This is a genomic window from Variovorax paradoxus, assembly GCA_016806145.1.
Taxonomy (GTDB): Bacteria; Pseudomonadota; Gammaproteobacteria; order Burkholderiales; family Burkholderiaceae_C; genus Variovorax.
Map to the genome: position 1 here is coordinate 5,675,136 of CP063166.1, position 24,351 is coordinate 5,699,486.

At 70.1% G+C, this 24,351-nt stretch carries 25 protein-coding genes and 1 pseudogene; 6 read left to right on the plus strand and 20 right to left on the minus strand.

What is annotated here, in order from left to right; all coding sequences use genetic code 11:
* Window positions 1-269 precede the first annotated feature (269 nt).
* Window positions 270-1,214 (plus strand): LysR family transcriptional regulator, encoded by a 945-nt coding sequence (locus INQ48_26560; protein QRF56845.1) that lies wholly within the window; start codon window positions 270-272, stop codon window positions 1,212-1,214.
* Between the two features lie 25 nt (window positions 1,215-1,239).
* Here the strand turns inward: INQ48_26560 and pxpA are convergent, their stop codons facing one another.
* The 6 genes from pxpA to INQ48_26590 are packed head-to-tail and all read right to left on the minus strand — an operon-like array spanning window position 1,240 to window position 5,599.
* Complete coding sequence (pxpA, locus tag INQ48_26565) at window positions 1,240-1,977, minus strand: 5-oxoprolinase subunit PxpA (GenBank protein QRF56846.1); 738 nt, start codon at window positions 1,975-1,977, stop codon at window positions 1,240-1,242.
* Between the two features lie 44 nt (window positions 1,978-2,021).
* Entirely contained in the window at window positions 2,022-3,047 is a 1,026-nt protein-coding gene (locus INQ48_26570; GenBank protein ID QRF56847.1) for a biotin-dependent carboxyltransferase family protein, read from the minus strand.
* Window positions 3,044-3,706 carry a 5-oxoprolinase subunit PxpB gene (gene pxpB, locus INQ48_26575; protein ID QRF56848.1) on the minus strand — a complete coding sequence of 221 codons (663 nt, stop codon included), beginning with the start codon at window positions 3,704-3,706 and terminating at the stop codon, window positions 3,044-3,046. Before pxpB ends, INQ48_26570 begins: the two co-directional genes overlap by 4 nt.
* 9 nt (window positions 3,707-3,715) lie before the next feature.
* The gene (coaD, locus tag INQ48_26580; GenBank protein ID QRF56849.1) at window positions 3,716-4,219 is read right to left on the minus strand and encodes a pantetheine-phosphate adenylyltransferase; all 504 of its coding nucleotides are present in this window, start codon (window positions 4,217-4,219) and stop codon (window positions 3,716-3,718) included.
* Window positions 4,220-4,263: 44 nt separating this feature from the next.
* Complete coding sequence (locus INQ48_26585; GenBank protein QRF56850.1) at window positions 4,264-4,920, minus strand: RsmD family RNA methyltransferase; 657 nt, start codon at window positions 4,918-4,920, stop codon at window positions 4,264-4,266.
* A 43-nt stretch (window positions 4,921-4,963) separates the two neighbouring features.
* A complete protein-coding gene (locus tag INQ48_26590) occupies window positions 4,964-5,599 on the minus strand; it encodes an amino acid transporter (protein ID QRF56851.1) in 636 nt (211 codons plus the stop codon).
* A 75-nt stretch (window positions 5,600-5,674) separates the two neighbouring features.
* On the opposite strand from INQ48_26590, the gene INQ48_26595 reads away from it, so the two are divergent.
* Complete coding sequence (locus INQ48_26595; protein ID QRF56852.1) at window positions 5,675-6,577, plus strand: LysR family transcriptional regulator ArgP; 903 nt, start codon at window positions 5,675-5,677, stop codon at window positions 6,575-6,577.
* A 6-nt stretch (window positions 6,578-6,583) separates the two neighbouring features.
* Here INQ48_26595 and INQ48_26600 read toward each other — a convergent pair whose 3' ends face one another.
* Both INQ48_26600 and INQ48_26605 read right to left on the minus strand, forming a co-directional pair.
* A complete protein-coding gene (locus tag INQ48_26600; GenBank protein ID QRF56853.1) occupies window positions 6,584-7,972 on the minus strand; it encodes an insulinase family protein in 1,389 nt (462 codons plus the stop codon).
* Between the two features lie 32 nt (window positions 7,973-8,004).
* On the minus strand, window positions 8,005-9,456 hold the full coding sequence (locus tag INQ48_26605) for an insulinase family protein (protein QRF56854.1): 1,452 nt from the start codon (window positions 9,454-9,456) through the stop codon (window positions 8,005-8,007).
* A 29-nt stretch (window positions 9,457-9,485) separates the two neighbouring features.
* Here INQ48_26605 and ftsY point away from each other — a divergent pair, with 29 nt between their 5' ends.
* Window positions 9,486-10,823, plus strand: coding sequence for a signal recognition particle-docking protein FtsY (ftsY, locus tag INQ48_26610; protein ID QRF56855.1), 1,338 nt, complete (start codon window positions 9,486-9,488; stop codon window positions 10,821-10,823).
* A 13-nt stretch (window positions 10,824-10,836) separates the two neighbouring features.
* Here ftsY and INQ48_26615 read toward each other — a convergent pair whose 3' ends face one another.
* Both INQ48_26615 and INQ48_26620 read right to left on the minus strand, forming a co-directional pair.
* Entirely contained in the window at window positions 10,837-12,627 is a 1,791-nt protein-coding gene (locus INQ48_26615) for a hybrid sensor histidine kinase/response regulator (GenBank protein QRF56856.1), read from the minus strand.
* A 10-nt stretch (window positions 12,628-12,637) separates the two neighbouring features.
* On the minus strand, window positions 12,638-13,363 hold the full coding sequence (locus tag INQ48_26620) for a response regulator transcription factor (GenBank protein ID QRF56857.1): 726 nt from the start codon (window positions 13,361-13,363) through the stop codon (window positions 12,638-12,640).
* 176 nt (window positions 13,364-13,539) lie between these two features.
* Here INQ48_26620 and INQ48_26625 point away from each other — a divergent pair, with 176 nt between their 5' ends.
* Both INQ48_26625 and rpoH read left to right on the plus strand, forming a co-directional pair.
* The gene (locus tag INQ48_26625; protein ID QRF56858.1) at window positions 13,540-14,010 is read left to right on the plus strand and encodes a DUF962 domain-containing protein; all 471 of its coding nucleotides are present in this window, start codon (window positions 13,540-13,542) and stop codon (window positions 14,008-14,010) included.
* 171 nt (window positions 14,011-14,181) lie between these two features.
* A complete protein-coding gene (gene rpoH / locus INQ48_26630) occupies window positions 14,182-15,123 on the plus strand; it encodes an RNA polymerase sigma factor RpoH (protein QRF56859.1) in 942 nt (313 codons plus the stop codon).
* A gap of 64 nt (window positions 15,124-15,187) precedes the next feature.
* Here the strand turns inward: rpoH and INQ48_26635 are convergent, their stop codons facing one another.
* The 6 genes and pseudogenes from INQ48_26635 to INQ48_26660 all read right to left on the minus strand — a co-directional run bounded on the left by INQ48_26635 (window position 15,188) and on the right by INQ48_26660 (window position 20,267).
* Window positions 15,188-16,051 carry a DNA alkylation repair protein gene (locus tag INQ48_26635; GenBank protein QRF56860.1) on the minus strand — a complete coding sequence of 288 codons (864 nt, stop codon included), beginning with the start codon at window positions 16,049-16,051 and terminating at the stop codon, window positions 15,188-15,190.
* 4 nt (window positions 16,052-16,055) lie between these two features.
* Window positions 16,056-16,673 (minus strand): SCO family protein, encoded by a 618-nt coding sequence (locus INQ48_26640; GenBank protein QRF56861.1) that lies wholly within the window; start codon window positions 16,671-16,673, stop codon window positions 16,056-16,058.
* Window positions 16,674-16,676: 3 nt separating this feature from the next.
* Window positions 16,677-17,582: a protoheme IX farnesyltransferase gene (locus INQ48_26645; protein ID QRF56862.1), complete on the minus strand. Its 906-nt coding sequence runs from the start codon at window positions 17,580-17,582 to the stop codon at window positions 16,677-16,679.
* Window positions 17,583-17,665: 83 nt separating this feature from the next.
* A pseudogene (locus tag INQ48_26650) lies at window positions 17,666-18,817 on the minus strand (COX15/CtaA family protein).
* Window positions 18,818-18,853: 36 nt separating this feature from the next.
* Complete coding sequence (locus INQ48_26655; protein ID QRF56863.1) at window positions 18,854-19,534, minus strand: hypothetical protein; 681 nt, start codon at window positions 19,532-19,534, stop codon at window positions 18,854-18,856.
* Window positions 19,521-20,267, minus strand: a complete 747-nt coding sequence (locus INQ48_26660) for an SURF1 family protein (GenBank protein QRF60912.1) — start codon at window positions 20,265-20,267, stop codon at window positions 19,521-19,523. Before INQ48_26660 ends, INQ48_26655 begins: the two co-directional genes overlap by 14 nt.
* A gap of 129 nt (window positions 20,268-20,396) precedes the next feature.
* Here INQ48_26660 and INQ48_26665 point away from each other — a divergent pair, with 129 nt between their 5' ends.
* Window positions 20,397-20,627 carry a twin transmembrane helix small protein gene (locus tag INQ48_26665; GenBank protein ID QRF56864.1) on the plus strand — a complete coding sequence of 77 codons (231 nt, stop codon included), beginning with the start codon at window positions 20,397-20,399 and terminating at the stop codon, window positions 20,625-20,627.
* A gap of 77 nt (window positions 20,628-20,704) precedes the next feature.
* Here INQ48_26665 and INQ48_26670 read toward each other — a convergent pair whose 3' ends face one another.
* The 4 genes from INQ48_26670 to ctaD all read right to left on the minus strand — a co-directional run bounded on the left by INQ48_26670 (window position 20,705) and on the right by ctaD (window position 24,346).
* The gene (locus tag INQ48_26670; protein ID QRF56865.1) at window positions 20,705-21,586 is read right to left on the minus strand and encodes a cytochrome c oxidase subunit 3; all 882 of its coding nucleotides are present in this window, start codon (window positions 21,584-21,586) and stop codon (window positions 20,705-20,707) included.
* A 71-nt stretch (window positions 21,587-21,657) separates the two neighbouring features.
* Window positions 21,658-21,885, minus strand: coding sequence for a DUF2970 domain-containing protein (locus INQ48_26675; GenBank protein QRF60913.1), 228 nt, complete (start codon window positions 21,883-21,885; stop codon window positions 21,658-21,660).
* On the minus strand, window positions 21,885-22,511 hold the full coding sequence (locus tag INQ48_26680) for a cytochrome c oxidase assembly protein (GenBank protein QRF56866.1): 627 nt from the start codon (window positions 22,509-22,511) through the stop codon (window positions 21,885-21,887). Before INQ48_26680 ends, INQ48_26675 begins: the two co-directional genes overlap by 1 nt.
* Window positions 22,512-22,708: 197 nt before the next feature.
* On the minus strand, window positions 22,709-24,346 hold the full coding sequence (ctaD, locus tag INQ48_26685; protein ID QRF56867.1) for a cytochrome c oxidase subunit I: 1,638 nt from the start codon (window positions 24,344-24,346) through the stop codon (window positions 22,709-22,711).
* Window positions 24,347-24,351 lie beyond the last annotated feature (5 nt).

Below are 24,351 nucleotides of genomic sequence, written 5' to 3' on the forward strand. Positions count from 1 at the left end.
CACCGATCCTGGCGCGCCTTGCCTTCGCTTTTTTCATTCGACCTCTCCCTGATCCAGTACCTGACAGCAACGAAAACAAAACATGAACCCGCTGGCACGGCTCCTGCAGCATTCGATCCGGGACCGAAGCTGCCGCCGGGGGCGGGTTGCACCGCTTACGTGTGCGACGAGTTGATGAAAACATGATCGATTGATCGAGTCGAACGAGTTTTTGTTAAACAACCCGATAACAAAAGTTCAACGATGCTCGGTACAGGGAGAAGCAGAAGATGAACACCCGTTTCCTCGAAACGCTGGTCATGCTCGACCGGCTCAAGAGCTTCCGAGAGACGGCGCAGATGCTCTGCGCCACCCAGGCCGCGGTCTCCAAGCGCATCGAGGCGCTGGAGGAAGAGCTCGGCGTGCAGCTGGTCGACCGTTCGCAGCGCTCGCTGCGGCTCACGCGCATCGGCGAGCAGGTGGTGGCGCAGGCCGAGCAGATCCTCGCGCTCGAGAAACAGCTCAAGCGCTCGGTGCAGCCCGATGCGCCGCCCTCGGGGCGCGTTCGCATCGGCGTGATCGAGACCGTGGTCCACACCTGGCTCACGCCGCTGATCCACCTGCTGAGCGCGCGGCTGCCCGCGGTCGAGCCGGACATCACGGTCGATACGGCGCACAACCTGCGCGAGCAGTTCCGGCAGCGCAAGTTCGACCTGCTGATCCAGAACGACGACGTCTCCGAGCTCGCGCGCAGCGGCGAATCGGTGGTGCTGGCGCTGTGCAGTTTCCCGATGCGCTGGGTGGCGCGCCCGACGCTGCTGCCGCATGCGCGCACCCTGCGGCTCGAGGACCTCGAGCGGGTGCCGCTTCTGAGCTTCTCGCGCACCTCGGGCCCGCGCGCGCATGTGAAGGCGCTGTTCGCGGGGCGCGCCGCGGAGCCGCGCGTGTGCAGCTTTCCGTCGGTGCAGTCGATCATCCAGCTGACCAAGGGTGGCTTCGGCGTGGCCGCGATCCCGCCGGTGTTCGTGCGTCAGGAACTGACGGCCGGCGAGCTCGAGGTGCGCGACGGCCCCGCGCTGCCGCCGATGGCGATCAGCCTCGCGCATGCCGAGGGCACGGCGCCCGCGGTGCAGGCGGTGGCGCGGCTCACGCGCACCGTGGTGGCCGACTATTGCGAGGAGATCGGGCCGCGCTGGGTGAATGCGCTGGCCTGCGAGGACGCACTGCCCGCCTGAGCGGCGGATGCAGCGCGCGGCTGCTTCAGTCCGCGCGCACCGCGATGCCTTCGGACAGCAGTCGCTCGCGGATGCGGCGCGCGAAGGCCAGCGCATGCGCGCCGTCGCCATGCAGGCAGACGGTCTGCGCATTGACCGGCACGATGCTGCCGTCGATGGCCTTGACCTGGCGCTCGCGCACGAAGGCCAGGGTCTGGGCGATGGCCTGCGCGTCGTCCTCGATCAGCGCGCCGGGCTGGCTGCGCGGCACCAGGCTGCCGTCGGGCATGTAGCCGCGGTCGGCGAACACCTCCTCCACCGGCACGAGGCCGGCGCGGCGCGCGGCGTCGATCATGCCGCTGCCCGCGAGGCCGAAGAACTTCAGCGAGGGATCGAAGCGGCGCACGGCCTCGCACAGCGCGTCGGCGAGCTCGGGCTCCTTCACCGCCTGGTTGTAGAGCTGGCCGTGCGCCTTCACGTGCGCGAGCCGGCCGCCCTCGGCCTTGACGATGGCCGCGAGCGCGCCGACCTGGTAGAGCACGTTGGAGACGATCTCGTCGGGCGGCAGGTGCATGGTGCTGCGGCCGAAGTTCTCGCGGTCGGGAAAGCTGGGATGCGCGCCGATGGCCACGCCCCGCGCGACGGCCCAGCGCACGCACTGGTGCATGGTCTTCGCGTCGCCCGCATGCCAGCCGCAGGCGATGTTGGCCGAGCTCACGAGTCCGAGCAGCGCTTCGTCGCTGCCGGCGCCTTCGCCGAGGTCCGCGTTGAGGTCGATGTGCATGGGGAGGACTCCTGGAGCGATGCGGCGGATGGAAAGGCCGCAGTCTATGCCGGGGTCGGCCAGCCCGCCGCCGCGAGGCCTTGCGCCACCTGCGCGACGTAGCGCTGCTGCGCGGCCCAGGCCTCGAGCGCGCCGGCGGCATCGACCGGCACCAGCCGCAGGCTGCCGTTGAGCGGCGCCTGCGCGAGCTTCCAGAGATCGGCGCGGATCACCACGCCGATGCGCGGATAGCCGCCGGTGGTCTGGGCGTCGCCCATCAGGATGATCGGCTGGCCCGAGGGCGGCACCTGGATCGTGCCGGGGATCACGCCCGAGGACAGCATGTCGGTGGCGCGCTTGCGCCGGAGCTCGGTGCCGCTCGCGCTCGCGAGCCGGCTGCCCATGCGGTTGCTCTGCGGCGTGATGCGCCAGCGCTCGCGCCAGAGCTGGTCGCGCGAGGCGACGGTGAACTGTTCGAACTCGGGGCCGGGCAGCACGCGCAAAGCGATGACACCGTCGGCCGCGGCATCGGGCTCCCACTCGGGACCGCGCACCCCGAAGGCACGTCGCGCGCGCTGCGCCTCGGTCAGCGCCGACGCGCCCAGCGGCAGGCGGTCGCCCTTGCGCAGCGCACGGCCCTCGTGGCCGCCGAAGCCGGCCTTGAGGTCGGTGCTGCGCGAGCCGAGCACGGGCGCCACGTCGATGCCGCCCGCCACCGCGAGCCAGCTGCGCAGGCCGGCCTTGCCGCCGCCCGCATGGATGCTGCTCGCATTGGCGCTAGCAAGCCGCAGCGTCTGGCCGGCCGCGACCGGCACGCTCCAGCACGGCCACAGCGGCTGGCCGTCGAGCGTGGCGCCGAAGTCGTCGCCCACCAGCGCGATGCGCGTGTCGGTCTCGAAGCGCAGCACGCTGCCGCCCAGGGTCAGCTCGAGCCCGGCCGCGCCGGTGGCGTTGCCCACCAGCCGGTTGGCGAGCGACAGCGCCAGCGTGTCGAGCGCGCCGCCCGGGCAGATGCCGAGCTGGCGATGGCCGTGGCGCCCGAGGTCCTGCACCGACGCCAGCGGGCCCGGCTTCTCGATCAGCAGCGTCATGGCCGCAGGCTTTCGACGACGAAGCGCACGCGGTCGCCGGGCCGCAGCAGGGTCGGCGAGTCGGCCAGCGGATCGAAGAGCGCGACCTCGGTGTGCCCGATCAGTTGCCAGCCGCCCGGCGAGCGCAGCGGATAGATGCCGGTCTGCTCGCCGCCGATGCCGACCGAGCCCGCGGGCACCGCCGTGCGCGGTACGTCGCGGCGCGGCGTCGCGAGCGCGGCGGGCAGTCCGCCGAGAAAGGCGAAGCCCGGCAGGAAGCCCAGCAGGTAGACCACGTACTCGGCCGCGGCATGGCGACGCACCACCTCGGCGGTCGACAGGCCGGTGTGGGCCGCCACGTCCGCGAGGTCGGGACCGTGCTCGCCGCCGTAGGCCACGGGAATCTCGATGTCGCGGCCCTCGATGCCGCCGCTCTCGAGTCGCGGCCAGGCCTCGAGCACGCGTGCGCTCAGCGTCTCGAGATCGACCGCGGTCGGGTCGAAGGTCAAGGTGAGGTTGTTCATGCCCGGCAGCGCTTCGCCGACGCCGCTCCAGCGGCCGGCTTCGCGCGCCAGGGCCCAGATCTTGTGTTGCTGCGCGAGCGTGGCGGGACCGGGCAGGTCGCACAGCAGCGCCGCGTCGCCCAGCAGGTGCAAACGAGGCGCCAGCGCGCCGCTCATCGGCGGCGCCTACTCTCTGCCGAGGCTTCGGACCTTGGCCGCGAGCTGCTGTTCGACGTTGGGCGAGACGAACTTGTGCACCTCGCCGCCGAGCATCGCGATCTCGCGCACGAAGGTGCTGGAAATGAACTGGTACTTGTCGCTGGGCGTGAGGAACACGGTCTCGACATCGGGCATCAGCGAGCGGTTCATGCCCGCGAGCTGGAACTCGTAGTCGAAGTCGGTGACGGCGCGCAGGCCGCGCACCATGGCCTTGCCGCCGCGCGCCACGACGAAGTCGCGCAGCAGGCCCGAGAAGCTCTCGACCGAGACCTGGTCGCTGTAGGGCTTGACGGCTTCGCGCGCCATCTCGATGCGTTCCTGCAGCGTGAAGAGCGCCTTCTTGTGGTGACCGGCCGCCACGGCGACGATCACCTTCGAGAACAGTTGGGTCGCACGCCGCACCACGTCCTCGTGCCCGAGGGTGATGGGGTCGAAAGTGCCGGGATAAACCGCGATCACGTTGCTGGCCATGGTTGCTACCTCCTCATGCAGCCGATGCGGCTTGGGTCGGCGGATTATGCAGTGCCGTGTGCGGCGTGCATCAAAAGGTGGGCATGCACCGCGCCGGCCTTCAAGTGGCGGAACACGACGAGGCCGAGCGCGGCCGCTTCCTCGTCGCTCCAGCGGCGCGGTGCCTCGAGGTAGATGGCGCCGCCCGCGCGCACGGCGCGCGCGGCGGCGCGCAGCGCGGGTTCGTAGAGCGTGGTGCTGTCGAAGGGCGGATCGAGGAAGACCACGTCGAGGCTCGCGGCCGGCGTGCGCTCGAGCGCGGTGACGCCGTTGCCGCGCTCCACGCGCACCGCCTCGGCGGCGAGCTTGGTCTTGGCGGCCTGGATCTGCGCGACCAGCGCGGCGTCCTGCTCGCACAGCAGCACGCCGGCCGCGCCGCGCGACGCGGCCTCGAGGCCGAGCGCGCCGGTGCCCGCGAAGGCATCGATGCACTGCCAGCCCGGCAGCTCGCCGCCACCGGCACCGGCCAGGCTCGCGAGCCAGTTGAACAGCGTCTCGCGCACGCGGTCGGGCGTGGGGCGCAGACCGGGCTTGTCGGCGACGGCGAGGCGGGTGCGTTTCCACTGGCCGCCGATGATGCGCACCTCGTGCGCGCGCGCCGGACGCGCGGGAGAAGAAGGCGTGGGGGTGCGCGAGGGCGCGGCGGCAGGCTTGCGGGGCATGCGGCGAGCTTAACGCGCCGGCCCTGCCCCATTGCGTCGCGGTTCAGAAGCCCGCGATCGCGCGCCGCGCGAGCAGTGCCGCCAGCACCAGCATCGTGCCGCCGATCAGCGCATCGAGCATCTGCCAGGCACGCGGCCGCGCGAACACCGGCGCCAGCAGCCGCGCGCCATAGCCGAGGGCCGAGAACCACAGCGCGCTCGCGAGCGCCGAGCCGGCCACGAACCATCCCTTGAGCGAGCCCGCGTACTGCGCGCCGGTGCTGCCCACGAGCAGCACGGTGTCGAGGTAGACGTGCGGGTTCAGCAGCGTGAAACCCGCGGCCTGGGCCAGCACCGCGGTACGCGAGAGCGAACCGCCCTGCGTGACCGTGCGCAGCGCGCCGGTCGCGCGCGACCGCCACAGCGCGCGCAGCCCGTAGCCGGCAAGGAACAGCGCGCCGAAGGCGGCGAGCGCGGTGGCCAGCATCGGCCGGCCCTGGAGCGCCTGCGCCATGCCGGCCACGCCGGCCGAGATCAGAACCGCGTCGCTCACGGCGCAGAACAGCACGACCGCGCTCACGTGCTCGCGGCGCAGGCCCTGGCGCAGCACGTAGGCGTTCTGGGCGCCGATGGCGACGATGAGCACCAGGCTCATGAAGAGCCCGTTGAGGAAGGCGGTGGTGACGAGTTCGGCAGACATGGTGCGAGCTTGCCGCCGCGCGCGAATTAACTCAAACTAAACTTCCTTAAGCCAATTCAGTTTTGCTTCATCCGCATGCTCGACTACGCCGCCCTCCATGCCCTGGCCACCGTGGTGCGCGAAGGCAGCTTCGAGCGCGCCGCCCGCGCGCTCAACGTCACGCCCTCGGCGGTGTCGCAGCGCGTGAAGCTGCTCGAGGAACGCATCGGCGGCGCGCTGCTGGTGCGCGGCCAGCCCTGCGTGGCGACCGAGGCCGGGCTGCAGCTGTGCCGGCACGTCGAGCGCGTGGGCATGCTCGAGCACGAGCTGCGCGATGCGCTGCCGGTGCTGGGCGCCGGCGAGGCCGGCGAGCGGGTCACGGTGCGGGTGGCGGTCAATGCCGACAGCCTCGCGACCTGGTTCGTCGGCGCGGCCGCCGCCTTCTCGCAGCAGCACGGCGCGCTGCTCGACCTCACGGTCGACGACCAGGACCACACGGCCGAGCGCCTGCGCAGCGGCGCGGTGCTGGCGGCGGTCACCGCGCTGGCCCAACCGGTGGCCGGCTGCAACAGCGAAGCGCTGGGCACGATGCACTACGTGGCCGCCGCCAGCCCGGCCTTCGTGCAGTCGCATTTCGCCAAGGGCGTGGGCGCGCGCACGCTGGCGCAGGCGCCGAGCCTGGTGTTCGACCGCAAGGACGCGCTGCAGGCGCGCTGGGTGCGGCGCATCTGCCATCGCGAGGTCGAGACGCCGCGCCACTGGCTGCCCTCGCCGCAGGCCTTCGTCGAGGCCGCGCGCGCGGGCATGGGCTGGGGCATGCATCCGCTGAGCATGGTGGCGCAGGCCTTGCGCGACGGCTCGCTGGTGGAGCTGGTGCCCAGCTCGCGGCTGCCGGTGCCGCTGTACTGGCAGCAGGCGCGCGCGGCGCCGCGGCTGCTCGCACGGCTCGGCGACTGCGTGCGCGCCGCCTCGCGCACGGCGCCGCACGCGCTGGCCTGAAGCCGCCTACTTGCCGTCCCGCGGCTTGGCCTGCGGGTCGCTGCCCACCACCACCGTCACCATGCGCTCGGGTTGCAGCTTGCGTGCGAACGCGGCCTTGATGTCGGCGGCGGTCACGGCATTCATGCGTGCGGTCCAGGTGTCGAGGTAGTCGAGCGGCAGGTCGTTCCAGGCGATGTTGGCGACGTTGCCGATCAGCTTGCGGTTGCTGTCGAGCAGGAGCGGGAAGCCGCCGATCAGGTTGTCCTTCGCGGCCTTGAACTCGTTCTGCGTGGGCCCCTCGGCGACGAACTTCGCGAGCACCTCGCGCGCCACCTTCACCGCCTCGGCCGCCTGGTCGGGCCGGGTCTGGAAGCCGACGCGGAACGCGCCCGCGTCGAGCCCCGGCGCGAAGCCGCTGTAGACGCTGTAGGTCAGGCCGCGCTTCTCGCGCACCTCGTCGGTCAGGCGCGAGACGAAGCCGCCGCCGCCGAGGATGTAGTTGCCGAGGTTGAGCGCGAAGTGGTCGGGGTCCTGGCGCGGATAGCCGGGCTGGCCGATGTAGACATGGGTCTGCGCCGACTCGAAGGAAATGCGCACCTCCTTCGATTCGGCCAGCGCCGGCACCGGCGCGATCGCGGGCAGCGGCGTGCAGGCCTCGGGGCCGGGCAGCCGCGACAGCATCGCGTTGGCGATGCCCTCGGCCTGCGCGCGCGTCACCGCGCCCACGATGCTGAGCTTGGCGCGGCACGGCACGATCAGCTGCTGGTAGCGCTGGCGCATGGCCGCGGTGTCGATGCGCGCGAGCGTGGCCTCGGTGGTCTGCTGGCCATACGGATGGCCGCCGTAGACCGCGCTCGAGAAGGCGCGCGCCGCGACGGTCGCGGGCTTGGTGTTGCCCTCGCGGATGGACGCCGAGAGGCGCTCGCGTTCGCGCTGCCAGATGTCGTCGGGGAAGGTGGGTTCGCCGATCACGCGCGCGGCCAGCGCCACCGCCTTGTCGAGCAACTTGGGATCGGCGAGGCTGCGCAGCGTGTAGCTGGTGCGGTCGTTGCTGGCGCTGACGTCGAACTCTGCCCCCAGATCGGCCCAGGCCTCGCCCAGCGCGTTCTGGTCGAGCGCGGGCTCGCCGTTGCGGCCGGCGCGCACGCCCTTCTCGACCATGGTCGAGCTCACGCTCGCGAGGCCGGCCTGGTCGGCGGGATCGCGCCGGCTGCCGGCGTCGAAGTCGACCTCGACGTCGACGATCGGCAGCGCCTGCGACGACACGAGGTAGATCCTGGCGCCGTTGGCGAGCGTCCAGTGTTCGATCGGCAGCGCGGCCTGCGCGGCCAGGGCGGCGAAGCCGAGCGCGGCCAGCACGCCGGTGCGCAGCAGGCGGCCGGCGGCGGCCGGCTTGGAACGGGAGAGGGACATGGGGATCGGACCTTCGAGCGATGCGGCGGCGTTCAACGCAGTTCTCCCGCGGGAGCGGCGAAGCCGCGGGCACGGGGCCGCGCATCGGGCGGCAGCGGGACCAGCGTGGCGACAGTGAGCTGGTCGTCGCCGAAATACTTGGCGGCCACCGCCTGCACCTGCGCGGCGGTCACGGCCTGCAGCTTCGCGATCATGCGCGGGTCGGCATCGAGCGGCAGGCCCTGCACCCAGTTGCTGCCGAGTTCGCGCGCCTGCGCCATCACCGAATCGCGCTTGTAGGTCTCGCTCGCCACCCACTGCGTCTTGACGCGCGCGAGCTCGGCCTCGCCCACGCCTTCCCTGGCGATGCGCGCGACCTGCGCGCGCAGCGCGGCCTCGACCTGCGCGGCGGTCTTGCCAGCCGCGGGCACGCCCGCCAGGCCGAACAGCTGCGGGCCGCGCCCGATCAGCCCCGAATAGGCACCGGCCGAATCGGCCACGCGCTCCGGTCCCTGCGTCAGCGCGCGGTCGAGCCGCGAGCCGGTGTAGCCGTCGAGCACGGCCGACAGCACCTCGAGCGCCCAGGCGTCGCTCTCGGCATCGATGCTCTCGAGCTGCGGGATGCGGAAGGCCAGCGAGACGTAGGCCTGCTCGGCCGGTGCCTTGAATTCGATGCGGCGGATGCCGCGCTGCGGCGGCTCGATGCGCGGCTTGCGCACCGGCACCGCGCGCGCGGGGATGCCGCCGTAGTACTTCTCGGCCAGCGCGCGCACCTTGTCGACGTCGACATCGCCGGCGATCACGATCGCGGCATTGGCGGGCACGTACCAGCGGCGGTGGAACTCGCGCACGTCCTCGGGCGTCATCGCATCGAGGTCGCTCATCCAGCCCACCACCGGCCGGTGGTAGGGCGAGGCGATGAAGACGGCCGCGCTCTGCTGTTCGCCGAGCAGGGCGCGCGGCTGGTCCTCGGTGCGCATGCGGCGCTCTTCCTTGACCACCTCGATCTCGCGCTTGAACTCGTCGTCGGGCCACTGGTTGTTGGCGAAGCGGTCGGACTCGAGCTTCATCACCTGCTCGAGGCTGCCGACCGGGATCTGCTGGTAGTAGCCGGTGTAGTCGCGCGTGGTGAAGGCGTTCTCCTGCCCGCCCAGCGCCGCCACGCGGCGCGAGAACTCGCCGGGCTTGATCGACTTCGTGCCCTTGAACATCATGTGCTCGAGCGCATGGGCCACGCCCGAGGTGCCGTCGACCTCGTCGAGCGAGCCCACGCGTACCCAGACCATCTGCACCGCGGTCGGCGAACGCCGGTCGGGCTGCACGATCAGGGTCATGCCGTTGGAGAGGGTGAACTGCTGGGGACCGGGGGCCGAAGCGGTGGAGACGGTGGAGGGGGTGGCCGGGGGCGATGGCTGTTGCGCCTGCGCGGGCAAGCCCCAGGGCGCCGCGAACGCCAGGGCCAGCACCGCACCAGACGCAGCGCGGCGTGGCGAGGGGTGTTTCATAGAATGGCTCCGATTCTAAAAAGCGCCCGATGTTCAGTTTCTTCAAGAAAAAACCACCCGCGGAAACGCCCGAAGCACCGGCCCCGCAGGCGCCAGCGATCCCGCCGGCCGAACCTGCCCCCGCCGCGGAGAGCGCGCCCTCGCGCTCGGTGTTCTCGCCCTCGAGCTGGTTCGGGGGGAAACCGGCGGCGAAGGAAGCGCCGCCACCCGCACCGGTTCCACCGCCCGCGGCGACGCCGGCACCGGTGGCCGCGCCCGCCGTACCCGCCGTACCCGCCGTACCCGCCGTACCCGTCGTGCCCCCGGTCGAGCCGATCGTCCAACCCGCGGCGCCGGCACCGGTCGCACCGCCACCCGCCGCACCCGTTCCTCCGCCGCCCCCCGCCATCGACCTCCCGATCCTCGCGCCGGCCCCCGCGCCCGTGCCGGCACCGGTGCTCGAGATCGCTCCGCCGCCCGCGCCCGAGCGCCGGGGCTGGCTCGACAAGCTCAAGACCGGCCTGCGCAAGACCGGCACCGGCATCCAGGCGGTGTTCGTCAATGCGCAGATCGACGACGCGCTCTACGAAGAGCTCGAATCCGCGCTGCTGATGGCCGATGCCGGCGTGAAGGCGACCGAATACCTGCTCGACGACCTGCGCCGCCGCGTCAAGAGCCAGATGGCCACCGACGCGTCGCAGGTCAAGCGCCTGCTGGCCGAGGCCATCGCCGACCTGCTGCGCCCACTCGAGAAGCCGCTCGAGATCGGCCGCCACACGCCCACCGTGATCATGGTCGCGGGCGTGAACGGCGCGGGCAAGACCACCTCCATCGGCAAGCTCACCAAGCACCTGGCCAACGAGGGCGCCTCGGTGCTGCTGGCCGCGGCCGACACCTTCCGTGCCGCGGCGCGCGAGCAGCTGCTGGTCTGGGCCGACCGCAACACGGTGGAGATCGTGAGCCAGGAAGGCGGCGACCCTTCGGCCGTGAGCTTCGACGCGGTCAACGCCGGCAAGGCGCGCGGCAAGGACGTGGTGCTGGTCGACACCGCGGGCCGGCTGCCGACGCAGCTGCACCTGATGGACGAGCTCAGGAAGATCAAGCGCGTGGTCACCAAGGCCGACGCCACCGCGCCGCACGAGGTGCTGCTGGTGATCGACGGCAACACCGGCCAGAACGCGCTGGCGCAGGTCAAGGCCTTCGACGAGACGCTGGGCCTGACCGGGCTGGTCGTGACCAAGCTCGATGGCACGGCCAAGGGCGGCGTGCTGTGCGCGATCGCGCGCGAGCGGCCGATCCCGGTCTACTTCATCGGCGTGGGCGAGAAGCTCGAGGACCTCGAGACCTTCGACGCGCGCGAGTTCGCGCAGGCCTTGCTGGGCAACTGAGCGGGCCTGCTCCTCAGCGGGCGCGCACCGCCTCGCTCATCGCCTCGAGCAGCCGGTCGGCCACCACCGGCTTGAACAGCACCGGCACGCGCGACTCGCGCACGCGCAGCAGCCGGTCGGGCGAGGTCTCGCCGGTGATCAGGAGCAGCGGCGTGGCACGCTCGCCCAAGCGGCTCAGGCGCAGGCCCACGTCGAGGCCGTCGACGCCGTCGGCCAGCCGGTAATCGCACAGCAGCAGCTCGAAGGGACGGCCCTCGCCGCGCGCCCGCGCCAGCGCCCGCGCGGCGGCGGCCTCGTCGTCCACGGCCAGGGCCTCGACCGCGTGCGAGCGAAGCAGGCCGGTCATGGCTTCGCGGATCTCCTGCTCGTCGTCGAGCAGCAGCACGCGCGCGGGCAGCCGCGCCGCGCTGCGGCGGCGCCGTTCCTCGGCATCGGCCGCCGCGGCCTGCGGCGGAAACGGCCCGGCCAGTGCGCTCGCCTGCGCGTTCGCGGCCTGCACCACCAGCCGGAAGTGCGTGCCGCGGCCCAGGCGCGAATGCATCTGCACCGGATGGCCGAGCAGGCGCGAGAGCCGCTGCACGATCGACAGCCCGATGCCCAGCCCGCGCGAGCGGTCGCGGCCCGGGTTGTCCACCTGGTAGAACTCCTCGAAGATCCGGCCCGACTGCTCGGGCGCTATGCCCACGCCGGTGTCGCGCACCTCGATCCAGACCGTGTCGCCGCGGTCGCGCGCGATCACCGTCACCCCGCCGCTGCGGGTGTACTTGAGCGCGTTGTCCATCAGGTTCGACAGCATGCGGTGCAGCAATTGCGGATCGCTGCGCACCCACAGGCCGCTGGCGCGCACGCGCAGCTGCAGCGACTTCTGCTCGGCGCGCGCCGAGAAGGTGTGGTTGAGCGGCAGGAACAGCGCATCGAGCTGCACCGCCTGCACCTCGGGCACGACCACGCCGGCATCGAGCCGCGAGACGTCGAGCATGGTGTCGAGCGAGGCGCCGAGCGCATTCACCGCGCGCATCAGCCGCTCGGCATTGCGGCCCTCGGGGCGGTTGCGCAGTTCGTTCTCGAGCGCCGCGCCGAACAGCGCGATGGCATGCAGCGGCTGGCGCAGGTCGTGGCTGGCGGTGCCGAGGAAGCGGGTCTTCTCCTGGCTGGCACGCTCGGTGGCCGCGATCTGCTCGCCCAGGCGCGCGGCCAGCGCCTCGTTCTCGAAGCGCAGCATCAGCGAATCGGTGAGCAGCCGGTGCTGGCGGATGCCCGCGTGCAGGGTCAGCATCAGGTAGGCGGCGCCGGCCGCGGCCAGGAACAGGTGCAGCCCGTCGCCCTGCCAGGCCAGCGCGGTGATCATGCCCAGCGACATCGGCAGCGTGTAGCCGAACAGCGCGGGCTTCAGCGGCCACAGCGACTGCGAGGCGCGCGCGCAGCTGCCGACGATGACCGCCATCAGCAGCGAGGTCATCGGCAGGTTGCCGGCCGGCACGACCAGCCAGGGCACGACGGCCGTGACCATGCTGACCAGCGTGACCAGGCGCGAGATCTTGCGCGCCCAGTACGGGCTCTCGAGCGCCGGCCGCGCCGGATACCAGCGCGGCGTGAAGAAGACGTAGACGTCGGCCAGCACCATGCCGGCCATCCAGAACAGCAGCCGCGGGTCGTGCAGCTGCGCGTAGAGGATGGCGCCGAACACCGCCACGAAGCACAGGTGGGTCAGCGTCGAGGCGCTGTAGGTGTCGTAGACCGAGGCGACGTGTTCGCGCAGCACGCGCTGGCCGAGAACGACATCGGCGGCCGGGTCGTTCAGCACCGCGCGCCGTTCAATGCAGGGTGCTGATCAACTGGGCCCGCGAGCGCATGCCGAACAGCAGCAGGATGGTCGACACGTGGTTCTTCACCGTGCCTTCGCTCAGGTTGGCGAGCTGGGCGATCTCCTTGTTCGCCTTGCCCTCGAGCACCCACTGCAGCACCTGCATCTGGCGCGGCGTGAGCTCCTGCCAGGCGCTGGCATGGGCGAACTCGGCATAGCCCGTGAGCGCCTTCGGCACGGCCGGCGGCGGCGACTGGGCGGCATCGGCGTCGAGCAGGCCGCAGGCGCGGATGAAGCTCACCACTTCCTTGAGATCTGCCGACTTCGGCAGGAAGGCACTCGCGCCCAGCGCCAGCACGCCCTGCGCCAGGGTGCTGTTGCCGGTGCCCGAGAGCACCACGATGCGGGCCTCGGGATAGCGCAGGCGGAACTCGGCCAGGCCGCTCAGGCCATGGGTGTCGGGCAGCGCGAGGTCGAGCAGCACCAGGCCGATGGCGTCCTGGTGCGCCTCGTAGAGCTTGAGCGCGTCGGCGACATTGCCGGCCTCGTAGACCTCGATCGCGGCGCCCGAGGAAGTCGCCTGCGCCTGGACCAGCGCGCAGACGCCGAGCCGCAGCAGGTCGTGGTCGTCGACCACCAGGATCGCGGTGCGGCCGCGCGGCGCGATGCCGGCCTGGGCCGCCGAGGACGGGGGAGTGGAAGAGGAAGAGGGATCGAGCGGAGCCACGCGCCGCATCTTAGCGGTGCACCCGGGCCGCGACAGTGCCGGAAGTCATGGCGATCCCCGCGATGGCCGCTCGGTGTAATGCTATTGTTTATATAGCACTTGCCAGCGAAGCCGGCGCGGGGCACCATCGGCGGATTCCATCGCAAGCCGCAACGAACGGTCCGCACGAGCCACGGAGACACGCCATGCCGCACACCGCCACCGCCCACGCGCCCGGGGCCGCCAGCGACCGCAAGGTCGACCGCCTGCTGGCCCACTACGAGCAGAGCCACCGGCACCCGACCAACGAGCTGATCCACTTCGTGGCGATCCCCGCGATCATGGTCAGCCTGGTCGGGCTGATCTTCGCGATCCACCCCTGGGCCGCCTACGCCTTCCTGCTGGCCAGCCTCGTCTATTACCTGACGCTGCGCTCGCCGGTCTTTCTGCTCGCGATGGGCATCCAGACCGCCATCCTGCTGGCGCTGGTCCACGCCATGGGCAGCCTTGTGCTGCCGATTTCCGCCGCCATCTTCGTGGTGGCGTGGATCTTCCAGTTCGTCGGCCACAGGATCGAGGGGCGGAAACCTTCGTTCTTCGAAGACATCCAATACCTCTGGGTCGGGCCGCTGTTCGTGGTGTCCAAGCTGCTGCTGAAGCTCGGCATTCGTTGGTAAGTACCCGCTTCCACGGTCTCGCCGACTGCAAGTCGGACAAGACCACGGTCCTTCGGGGCCGCCGGCCGACAGTCCTTGCCTATCGGCCCGATAGAGACTTTAGGGGAACCCTTGCCTTAGCACTCCCTCAAACCGAGTGCTAATATGGCCAATACGAAGGAGTTTCCCCTGATGACAACCCTGTCTGGAGCCTCTGCCAACCAGCTCGCCGTCGCCAATCCGTGGTCGATGGTGCCCCCGCTGGGTAACCTGGATGCTTACATTTCGGCCGCCAACCGACTGCCGCTGCTCACCCTCGAGGAAGAGCAGGGCTTCGCCCGCCGTTTGCGCGACCACAACGACCTCGAAGCCGCCGGTGCGCTGATCCTTTCGCACCTGCGCCTCGTGGTGTCCATCTCGCGCCAGTACCTGGGCTACGGGCTGCCGCACGGCGACCTGATCCAGGAAGGCAACGTCGGCCTGATGAAGGCCGTGAAGCGTTTCGACCCCGACCAGGGCGTGCGGCTGGTGAGCTACGCCATGCACTGGATCAAGGCCGAGATCCACGAGTACATCCTGAAGAACTGGCGCATGGTCAAGGTCGCGACGACCAAGGCGCAGCGCAAGCTGTTCTTCAACCTGCGCTCGATGAAGCAGGGCTTCAAGGCCGACTCGGCCGCGGCCGACACCGGCACGCACCGCGAAACGCTGAGCGCCGACGAGGTGACGCAGATGGCCGCGCGCCTGAACGTGAAGCCCGAGGAAGTGCTCGAGATGGAAACCCGGCTGTCGGGCGGCGACGTGCTGCTCGACCCGAGTCCGAACGACGACGGCGAGGAAGCCTTCGGCCCGATCGCCTACCTGGCCGACGCGACGCAGGAACCGACCGCGCTGCTCGAATCGCAGCAGCGCGACCGCCTGTCGAGCGACGGCATCGCGACCGCGCTCGAGGCCCTCGACGCGCGCAGCCGCCGCATCGTGGAAGAGCGCTGGCTCAAGGTCAACGACGACGGCTCGGGCGGCATGACCTTGCACGACCTGGCCGCGGTCTACGGCGTGAGCGCCGAGCGCATTCGCCAGATCGAAGTGGCCGCGATGAAGAAGATGAAGAAGGCACTGGCCGATTACGCCTGATCGGCTTCTTTCGCCCCTTCGAACGAGCCCGGCCCCGCGCCGGGCTTTTTCTTGGGGCCTTCGTTCAGCCCGGGGTCTTGACGAGCGTGCGCAGCGCGCGCCTGGCGATGTAGCGCGTCTCGGGCGTGTTCGATTCCTTCACCCAGCGCGCGCACACGCCATCGACCCACTCCGCCTGCGTCTTGCTCGCGTCGTTGAGCCAGTTGGCGACCGAGTTCTGCACGTAGCGGCTGCCGTCGGCGCGCAGCGGCTCGAGGAGCGGCAGCGCGCGCCAGGGTTCGGCCTTCAGCGCCTCGATCTGCGCGCACCACACGCCGCGCGGGCGCGTGAGTTCGCTCGCGAAGCGGCGGATGTTGGGATCGCCATCGCGCACCCACGGCTGCAGCAGCGCGAGCGCCTCGTCGAGCGAGCCGACGACCGCGTCGCGCACCGCCATCCAGGCGATCTCTCGCACGCCGAAATGCGGATCGGCCGCGAAGCGCCGCACCGCCTCGAGCTGCCCGGCCAGCGGCAATTGCGACAGCGTGACCCACTGCGCCGCCCAGCAGCTCGCGACGTCGCTGGCATGCGTGGCGAGCCGGTGCGCAACGGCGTCGCGTTCGTCGTGCAGCGCGGCGAGGTCGTACAGCGCGCGTGCGATGTGGCCGTGCCGCTGCATCGGCTTGAAGGCACTCAGCATCGCCAGCGTGTCGACCAGCCGCTCGCTCGCCGCGTCGAGGCCGATGTGGCCCGCCACGCTGCGCGCCAGCTGCGGCAGTTCGAGCGCGAGGAATTCGTTGAGGTTGACGGTCTCGATCAGCCCGTCGTTGAGCGCACGCAGCACCTCGGGCGGGATCAGCGCGATGCGGAACGCGCCCTTGCGCGCCTTCAGGTGCTCGACCGCTTCGATCGCTGCGGCGAGGCTCGCGACCTCCGTGCCGGGCGCCATCGGCTCAGGCCGCCAGCAGGGTCTTGATGTCGGCCACCATCGGCGGCACGCCGGCGCCGTAGCGCGCATACAGCCGCAGCCGGCCCTGCGGGTCGTAGACGAAGCTCGCTGCCGAGTGGTCCATCGAGTAGCTGGTGGGCGTCTTGCCGTCGACCTTCTTGTAGTAGACCTTGAAGTCCTTGGTCGTGGCGGCCAGCTCGTCGGCCGTCGGGATCAGCGCGACGAAGCTGGGGTCGAAGGCGCCCATGTAGGCCTTCATCACCTCGGGCGTGTCGCGCGCCGGGTCGACCGTGACGAACACCACCTGCAGCTTGTCGCCGTCGGCGCCGAGCTGCTGCTTGACCTGCGCCATCTCGGTCATGGTGGTCGGGCAGACGTCGGGGCACTGCGCGTAGCCGAAGAACAGCACGACCACCTTGCCCTTGAAGTCGGCCATGGTGCGCTGCTTGCCGTCGGCGTCCTTCAGCGAGAAGTCGCGCGCGTAGTCGGCGCCCGTGATGTCGACCGCATTGAAGCTCTGCTTGGTCTCGTTGCAGCCCGCGAGGCCCAGCCCCACGGTGGCCATCACGGCGGTCCAGCCTGCGCCGGCGGCGATCAATTTCAGGGCATTGCGCTTGTTCATGGGTCAGCGGAGGTAATGGTCGACGAGCAAGGCCGCGAACAGCACGCTCAGGTGGATCAGCGAGAACCGGAAGGTCTTGCGCGCCAGGGCGTCGGAGTAGTTGCGCCACAGCGCGAAGGCGTAGCCGGTGAAGCCCACGCTCACGACCACCGCCACCGCGAGGTAGAGCCAGCCGCTCATGCCGTAGATGAACGGCATCAGGCAGCCCGCGAACAGGATGAAGGTGTAGAGCAGCACCTGCAGCCGCGTGAACTCGTTGCCGTGCGTGACCGGCAGCATCGGCAGGCCGGCCTTGCGGTAGTCCTCGACGCGGTAGAGCGCGAGCGCCCAGAAGTGCGGCGGGGTCCACAGGAAGATGATGAGGAACAGGATCAGCGCCTCGGGTCCCACCTCGCCCGTCATCGCGGCCCAACCCAGCACCGGCGGCATCGCGCCCGAAGCGCCGCCGATCACGATGTTCTGCGGCGTCAGCGGCTTGAGGATCACGGTGTAGATCACCGCGTAGCCGACGAAGGTGGCGAAGGTCAGCCACATGGTCAGCGGATTGACGGTGAACCACAGCAGCACCGAGCCGGCGATGCACAGCGCCGCCGAGAACAGCAGCGCCTGGCGGTCGCTGAGCTCGCCGCGCGCGGTCGGGCGCCAGGCGGTGCGCTTCATCTTGGCGTCGATGCCCTTCTCGACCAGGCAGTTGAAGGCCGCCGCCGCGCCCGCCACCAGCCAGATGCCGATGCAGGCCAGGACGGCGCGCTGCACGTCGAGCCACGAGGGCGCGCCGGGCACGGCCAGCACCATGCCGATCAGCGCGCAGAAGACGATCAGCTGCACCACGCGCGGCTTGGTGAGCGCGTAGAACTGGCGCAGCACGCTCGCGCCATGCGCCTGCTGCAGGGGAATCGGGGTGCTCATCGGGGGACCTCCGCGCCGCGCAAGGGGGCGCCAGCTGGAACGGCGGGGTTCGCGCGCGACAGGCGGGCGCCGGCCGCCTGCTCGCGCCGGCTCTCGCACAGCGCCCAGACCAGCACCACCGCCAGGGCCGCGGCGCCGCCCGTGTGCAGCACGGCCGCCGCGAGCGGCCAGCCGAGCAGCACGTTGCCCAGGCCGGTGGCGAGCTGCAGCAGCGCGAGGCCGGCGAGCCAGCCGGCCTGCGGCCGCAGGCCGTCGATGCGGCGCATGCGCCAGGCCAGCAGGCCGAGCGCGACGAACACGAGGTAGGCCATGAGCCGGTGCGCGTAGTGGATGGCGGTCAGCGCCGCGAAATCGAGCGGCACGCCCTCGCCGGTCACGCCGAGGTGGCGCCAGATCTCGAAGCCCTGCGCGAAATTCATCGGCGGCCACCAGCTGTCCTGGCAGGTCGGAAACTGGGTGCACGCGAGCACCGCGTAGTTGGTGCTGACCCAGCCGCCAAGCGCGATCTGCGGCACCAGCAGCACCGAGGTCGCGATCAGCCCGTTGCGCAGCGCCGGCGACACCGGCGTGGGCAGGCGCTGCGCGGCCACCTGGCGGTAGCGCACGGCCTGGATGCACAGCAGCGCGAGCAGCACCACGGCGCCCAGCAGGTGCAAGGTGACGATGGCGGGAAAGAGCTTCCAGGTGACGGTGAGCGCGCCGAAGGCCCCCTGCAGGCAGACCCAGACCAGCGTGGCCGCGGGCCACCAGGCACTGAGCGCGGCATGGTCGCCCCCTTGCCGCGCCGACGAAGGCGCCGCCCTCGCCTGCCTGCGCTGCCGCGCGCGCACCACCCAGGTCGCGATAGCGAGCACCGTGATCAGCGCGCCGACGCCGGTGGCGAGATAGCGGTGGACCATCTCGACCCAGGCCTTGCTGTGCGTGACCGGGCCGGTGGGCTGCGCGGCCTGCGCCATCGCGATCTCGTGGCGCGCGCCGACCGGGCTCGCATTGCCGTAGCAGCCCGGCCAGTCGGGGCAACCCAGGCCCGAATCGGTGAGGCGCGTGAAGGCGCCGAACAGCGTGAGGTCGAAGGTCAGGAACAGGGTGAGCACGGTCAGCGCATGCAGCCGCCGCGCCGGGCCGGCCCCCGCGTTGCGCCGCCACACCCAGACCAGCGGCCCGAGCGCGATCAGCGCGCCGGCCGCCAGCAACCAGGCGATCGGCGTGAGGTCGTAGAGCGAGCTGGAGTCCATCTTGATTGAAAGCGTCGTGCGTCTTCGTCGTCGCGCTCAGCGGCCCGGCTCGTCCCACGAGGCGGAGGCGCGCAACAGGCGGTCGAGGTCGCGCTTGGCGCGGCCCGCGCCCTTGGCATCCATGCGCGCGGGGAAACGCATCATGAAGTTGCCCATCGGGTCGACCACGAACAGGTGCTCGGCCAGCGTGTGGCCGGCTTCGGGCGTGAACCACTTGGCGAGCTGCTCGGGCGGCAGGCGCAGCACGGTGGCGCCGCGCAGGCCGTTCTCGAGGCGCTCGGGCACGGGCGCGGCATCGCTGACCAGCCAGACGCGGTCGAGCCGGTCCTTCTCGCGGCCCAGCACCTCGCGCAGCTGGCGCTGCAGGTAGAGCTGCTGTTCGCACAGCGCGTCGCAGGCGGCATCGCCCACGGCCACCAGCAGCCACTGGCCCTTGAGCGTCTGCAGGCTGACCGGCGCGCCCGCGCGGTCGGCGGCGGTCAGCGCGGGCATCTCGTGCTGCGGGTCGATCAGCTGGCCGTAGACGCTGCGGCCCTCGGGCCGGATCACGTAGTAGGTGAAGTACGAAGCGATCACGGGCGCCGCGCACATCAGCATCACGGCGATCATCTTCCAGCGCCCGACGACCGTGCGGCGGCCCTCCGCGCCGTCGAGCGCCTGGGTCGGCGACGGCATCGAGTGCACGGTCAGCCCCAGCGGCTCGTCAGCGGACTGCATCGCGGCGTGCGCGGCGCGAGCGCCGGAGGGGGGCAATGAATTGGAACCAGACATAGAGGATCACCACGAGGGCCGACAGGCCGAACCACTGGAATGCATAGCCATAGTGTTTCTCCAGGCCCAGCGCGGGCGCCGGCCAATCGCGCTGCAGGCCCTCGGAAGCAGGCCCGGTCTGCTGCAGCGACACGTCGGTGCGCAGCGGCAGTTGCGTTTCGGCACGGAAGCCTTCGAGGTCGAGATTCTGCCGGATGGGCGAAGACCCCTCGCCAGCCGGTGCCGAGGCCGGCGCGGCGGGCTTGCCGAGCTCGAGCAGGTGGCCCGGCGGCGGCTCGATCAGGCCGGTGACGTCGACGAGGCCGGCCGGCGTCTGGACCGCGCCCAGCTGCGTGCGATCGTTGAAATTGCGCTGGATCCAGCCGCGCTGCACCATCACCGTCTGGTTGCTGCCCTCGAGCGCGAGCGGCGTCAGCACGTAGAAGCCGGGCACGCCGTGCATCTGGCGGTTGTCGAGGTACACCGACTGCGCCGCGAGCCACAGCCCGCGCAGGTGCACGGGGCGGTGCAGCATCTCGGCCGGCCGCTCGAGCCCGAGGAAATCGGCCTGCTCCAGCGGCGGCTTGAGCTTCTGGGCCTCGATCTCGGCCTGCAGCGCCTCCTTCTGCGCCGCGCGCGAGAGCTGCCAGCGGCCCAGCGAGATGGTCGACGAGACGGTGACCAGCGCGGCGATGGTCATCAGCCAGAAGCGGGCCCAGGTCCAGCCGCGGTCGCTGCGCTGGCGGGAGGAGGCGGTGTCCGGCGCGCGGCCGGGAGGCGGGGTCAGGGGATCGGGAGTCACTGGAGCGCGGGTGGCAGGCGGCCGATAATGCGGGTCATGAAATACTTCGTTGCCCTGTTGTTCGTGGGCATCTTCGCGAGCCTGGCTTTCGCGCTCTTCTACATGTTGAAGGACGGTCGCAACGGGCGCGCCAAGAGCGGCGGCATGGCGCGCGCGCTCACCTTTCGGATCGGCCTCTCGGTCCTTTTGTTCCTCTGCATGCTGCTGGCCTGGAAACTGGGCTACATCCAGCCCACCGGGCTCCCTCTCGGCAAGTAGGTGGTGCTCGTTCCACGAGAACCACAAAAAAGGCGCCTGACGGCGCCTTTTTTGTGGAATGCCGCGAGGTGCTTCGCTCAAAGCCAATAGACCAGCATGTAGAGGCCCAGCCACACCACGTCGACGAAGTGCCAGTACCAGGCGGCGCCCTCGAAACCGAAGTGGCGCTCGGGCGTGAAGTGGCCCTTCTGCAGGCGCAGCGTGATGAACAGCAGCATCAGCATGCCGATGAACACGTGCAGGCCGTGGAAACCGGTCAGCATGAAGAAGGTCGAGCCGTAGGTGCCCGAGCTGAGCTTGAGGTTCAGTTCGGTGTACAGGTGGTAGTACTCGTAGCCCTGCACGCCCAGGAAGACCACGCCGAGCAGCACGGTGAGCCACATGAAGCGGATGGTCTGCGCACGATGGCCGGCACGCAGCGCGTGGTGGGCGATGGTCAGGGTCACGCCCGAGCTCAGCAGCAGCGCGGTGTTGATCGTGGGCAGCCAGAACGGGCCGACGGTCTGGAACGGCTCGACGATGCCGGCCGGCGAACCGGTCACGCCGGCCGCGACGCTGGGCCACACGGCCTTGAAATCGGGCCACAGCAGGGCGTTGTCCAGGCTGCCGAGGTTCGGCAGCGCATGGGTGCGGGCCCACCACAGCGCGGTGAAGAAGGCGCCGAAGAACATCACCTCGGAGAAGATGAACCAGCTCATGCTCCAGCGGTACGAGAGGTCGATCTTGTGGCCGTACTGGCCGCTCTCGCTCTCGCCGATGGCGGCGCGGAACCACACGAACAGCGTGCCGAGCCAGATCAGCATGCCCAGCAGCAGCGACCACGCACCCCACTGGTGGCCGTTGATCCACTGCCCCGCGCCGAGGATCACGAAGAACAGGCCGATGGCGGACACGACCGGGTAGGCCGAGGGTCCTGGCACGAAGTAGTAAGGCGTGGTGCCGTGGGTGGTTGAACTCATATCAGCTCCTGGCTTTCTTTCTTCTCTCGATTCGATGGGTTCTGGGTAGCGTGGGTTCGTCCGCTCGGGGCTCAGGGCGCGACCACGAAGCGCACCACCAGCACGAGGCCGACGATGAACGCGATCACCATGACGAAGGCGACCGCGATGATGTGCAGCGGGTTCAGCTTGGCCAGGTCGTCCTGGTAGGCGCTCTTCTTGCGGATGCCGAAGAACGACCAGGCCACGGCCTTGAGGGTCGCGAGCAGCGAGCCCTTGCGTTGCGTGGCAGGTGTGGGGGTGGGCGGCGAATCGACCATCACGAACGCGGCTCGGCGGCGGTGGTGGGCGCGACGGCGACCGGCGCCGCGGGCGTCTTGCCGCCGACCTCGAAGAAGGTGTACGACAAGGTGATCGTCTTCACGTCCTTCGAGATCTTGGGATCGATCACGAAGGCGACCGGCCACTGCTTCTTCTCGCCCGCGTCGAGCGTGTACTGGTTGAAGCAGAAGCACTCGAGCTTGTTGAAATAGGGCGCGGCCTGCTGCGGCGCGTAGCTCGGGATGGCCTGCGCGGCCATGCGACGGTTCTGCACGTTCTGGAACTCGTACATCACCGTGTTGAGCTCGCCCGGGTGCACTTCCATCGTGCGCTCGGCGGGCTTGAAGTCCCAGAGGCCGCCGCGCACGTTGGAGTCGAACTCGACCTTGATGGTGCGGGTCATGTCGACCTGCGTGTTGTCGGGCACGCGCACGTTCTTGCCGCCGCTCGCGCCGCCGGGCACCTCGAGCTCGGAGAGCGCGAGGATGTTGATGCCGGTCATCTCGCAGATGGCGCGGTACAGCGGCACCAGCGCATAGCCGAAAGCGAACATGCCGCAGGCGACCACGGCCAGCTTGCCGACCATCTGGACATTGGCGCGCCGGATGCGTTGACCGAGGCTCATGTGCGTGTGCTCCCGTGCCTGGAAATTGATGGAGGCGTCAGCGGCCGCTGAACCAGACCATGCGCACGACGAAGCCGATGAAGAAGATCAGCGCGATGGAGGCCAGCGTGAGCCCCATGCGGCGGTTGTTTCTTCTCTGTTCGGGCGTCATCGCGTGGCGGTCTCGATCGTCGGGGATGCGTGGGGCGATGCGGCGCTCAGCCGATCACCTTGGTGGCGGTCGCGTCGAGCTTGGGCGGCGTCTCGAAGGTGTGGAACGGCGCCGGCGACGGCACTTCCCACTCGAGGCCTTCGGCGGCTTCCCACGGCTTCTGCGGAGCCTTCTCGCCCTTGCCGAGCATGGTCGGCAGCACGACGAAGAAGAAGAAGTACACCTGGGCCAGGCCGAAGGCGAAGGCGCCGACCGATGCCACCGCGTTGAAGTCGGCGAACTGCATCGGGTAGTCGGCATAGCGACGCGGCATGCCCGCCAGGCCCAGGAAGTGCATCGGGAAGAAGGTGACGTTGAACGAGATCAGCGACCACCAGAAGTGGATCTTGCCGCGCGTTTCGTTGTACATCACGCCGGTCCACTTGGGCGCCCAGTAGTAGTAGCCCGCGAACATGGCGTACAGCGAGCCGGCCACCAGCACGTAGTGGAAGTGGGCCACCACGTAGTAGGTGTCCTGCAGCTGGATGTCGATCGGCGCGATCGCGAGGATCAGGCCGGTGAAGCCGCCCATCGTGAACACGAAGATGAAGCCCACCGCGAACAGCATCGGCGTCTCGAAGGTCATCGAGCCCTGCCACATGGTCGCGATCCAGTTGAAGATCTTCACGGCCGTCGGCACCGCGATCAGCATGGTCGCGTACATGAAGAACAGCTGGCCCGTGACCGGCATGCCGGTCGTGAACATGTGGTGCGCCCAGACGATGAACGACAGGATCGCGATCGACGAGGTGGCGTACACCATCGAGGCGTAGCCGAACAGCTTCTTGCGCGCGAAGGCCGGCACGATCTGGCTGATGATGCCGAAGGCCGGCAAGATCATGATGTAGACCTCGGGGTGGCCGAAGAACCAGAAGATGTGCTGGTACATCACCGGGTCGCCGCCGCCGGCGGGGTTGAAGAAGCTGGTGCCGAAGTGGCGGTCGGTCAGCGTCATCGTGATGGCGCCGGCGAGCACCGGCATCACGGCGATCAGCAGGTAGGCGGTGATGAGCCAGGTCCAGCAGAACATCGGCATCTTCATCAGCGTCATGCCGGGGGCGCGCATGTTGAGGATGGTCACGATGATGTTGATCGAGCCCATGATCGACGAGGCGCCCATGATGTGCATCGCGAAGATGCCGGCGTCCATCGAGGGGCCCATCTGCAGCGTGAGCGGCGCGTAGAGCGTCCAGCCCGCGGCCGGTGCGCCGCCGGGCATGAAGAACGAACCGACCAGCATCAGCGCCGCGGGAATCAGCAGCCAGAAGCTGAAGTTGTTCATGCGCGCGAACGCCATGTCCGAGGCGCCGATCTGCAGCGGGATCATCCAGTTCGCAAAGCCCACGAAGGCCGGCATGATCGCGCCGAACACCATGATCAGGCCGTGCATGGTGGTGAACTGGTTGAACAGCTCGGGGTTCACCAGCTGCAGGCCCGGCTGGAACAGCTCGGCGCGGATCAGCAGCGCGAGCACGCCGCCCACCATCAGCATCGTGAAGCTGAACAGCAGGTAGAGCGTGCCGATGTCCTTGTGGTTGGTCGCGAACACCCAGCGGCGCCAGCCGGTGGGCGCGTGGTGGTCATGGTGGTCGTCGTGCGCGTGGTCGCCGTGGGCGTGACCGTGGGGGTCGAGGACTGCACTCATTTCAT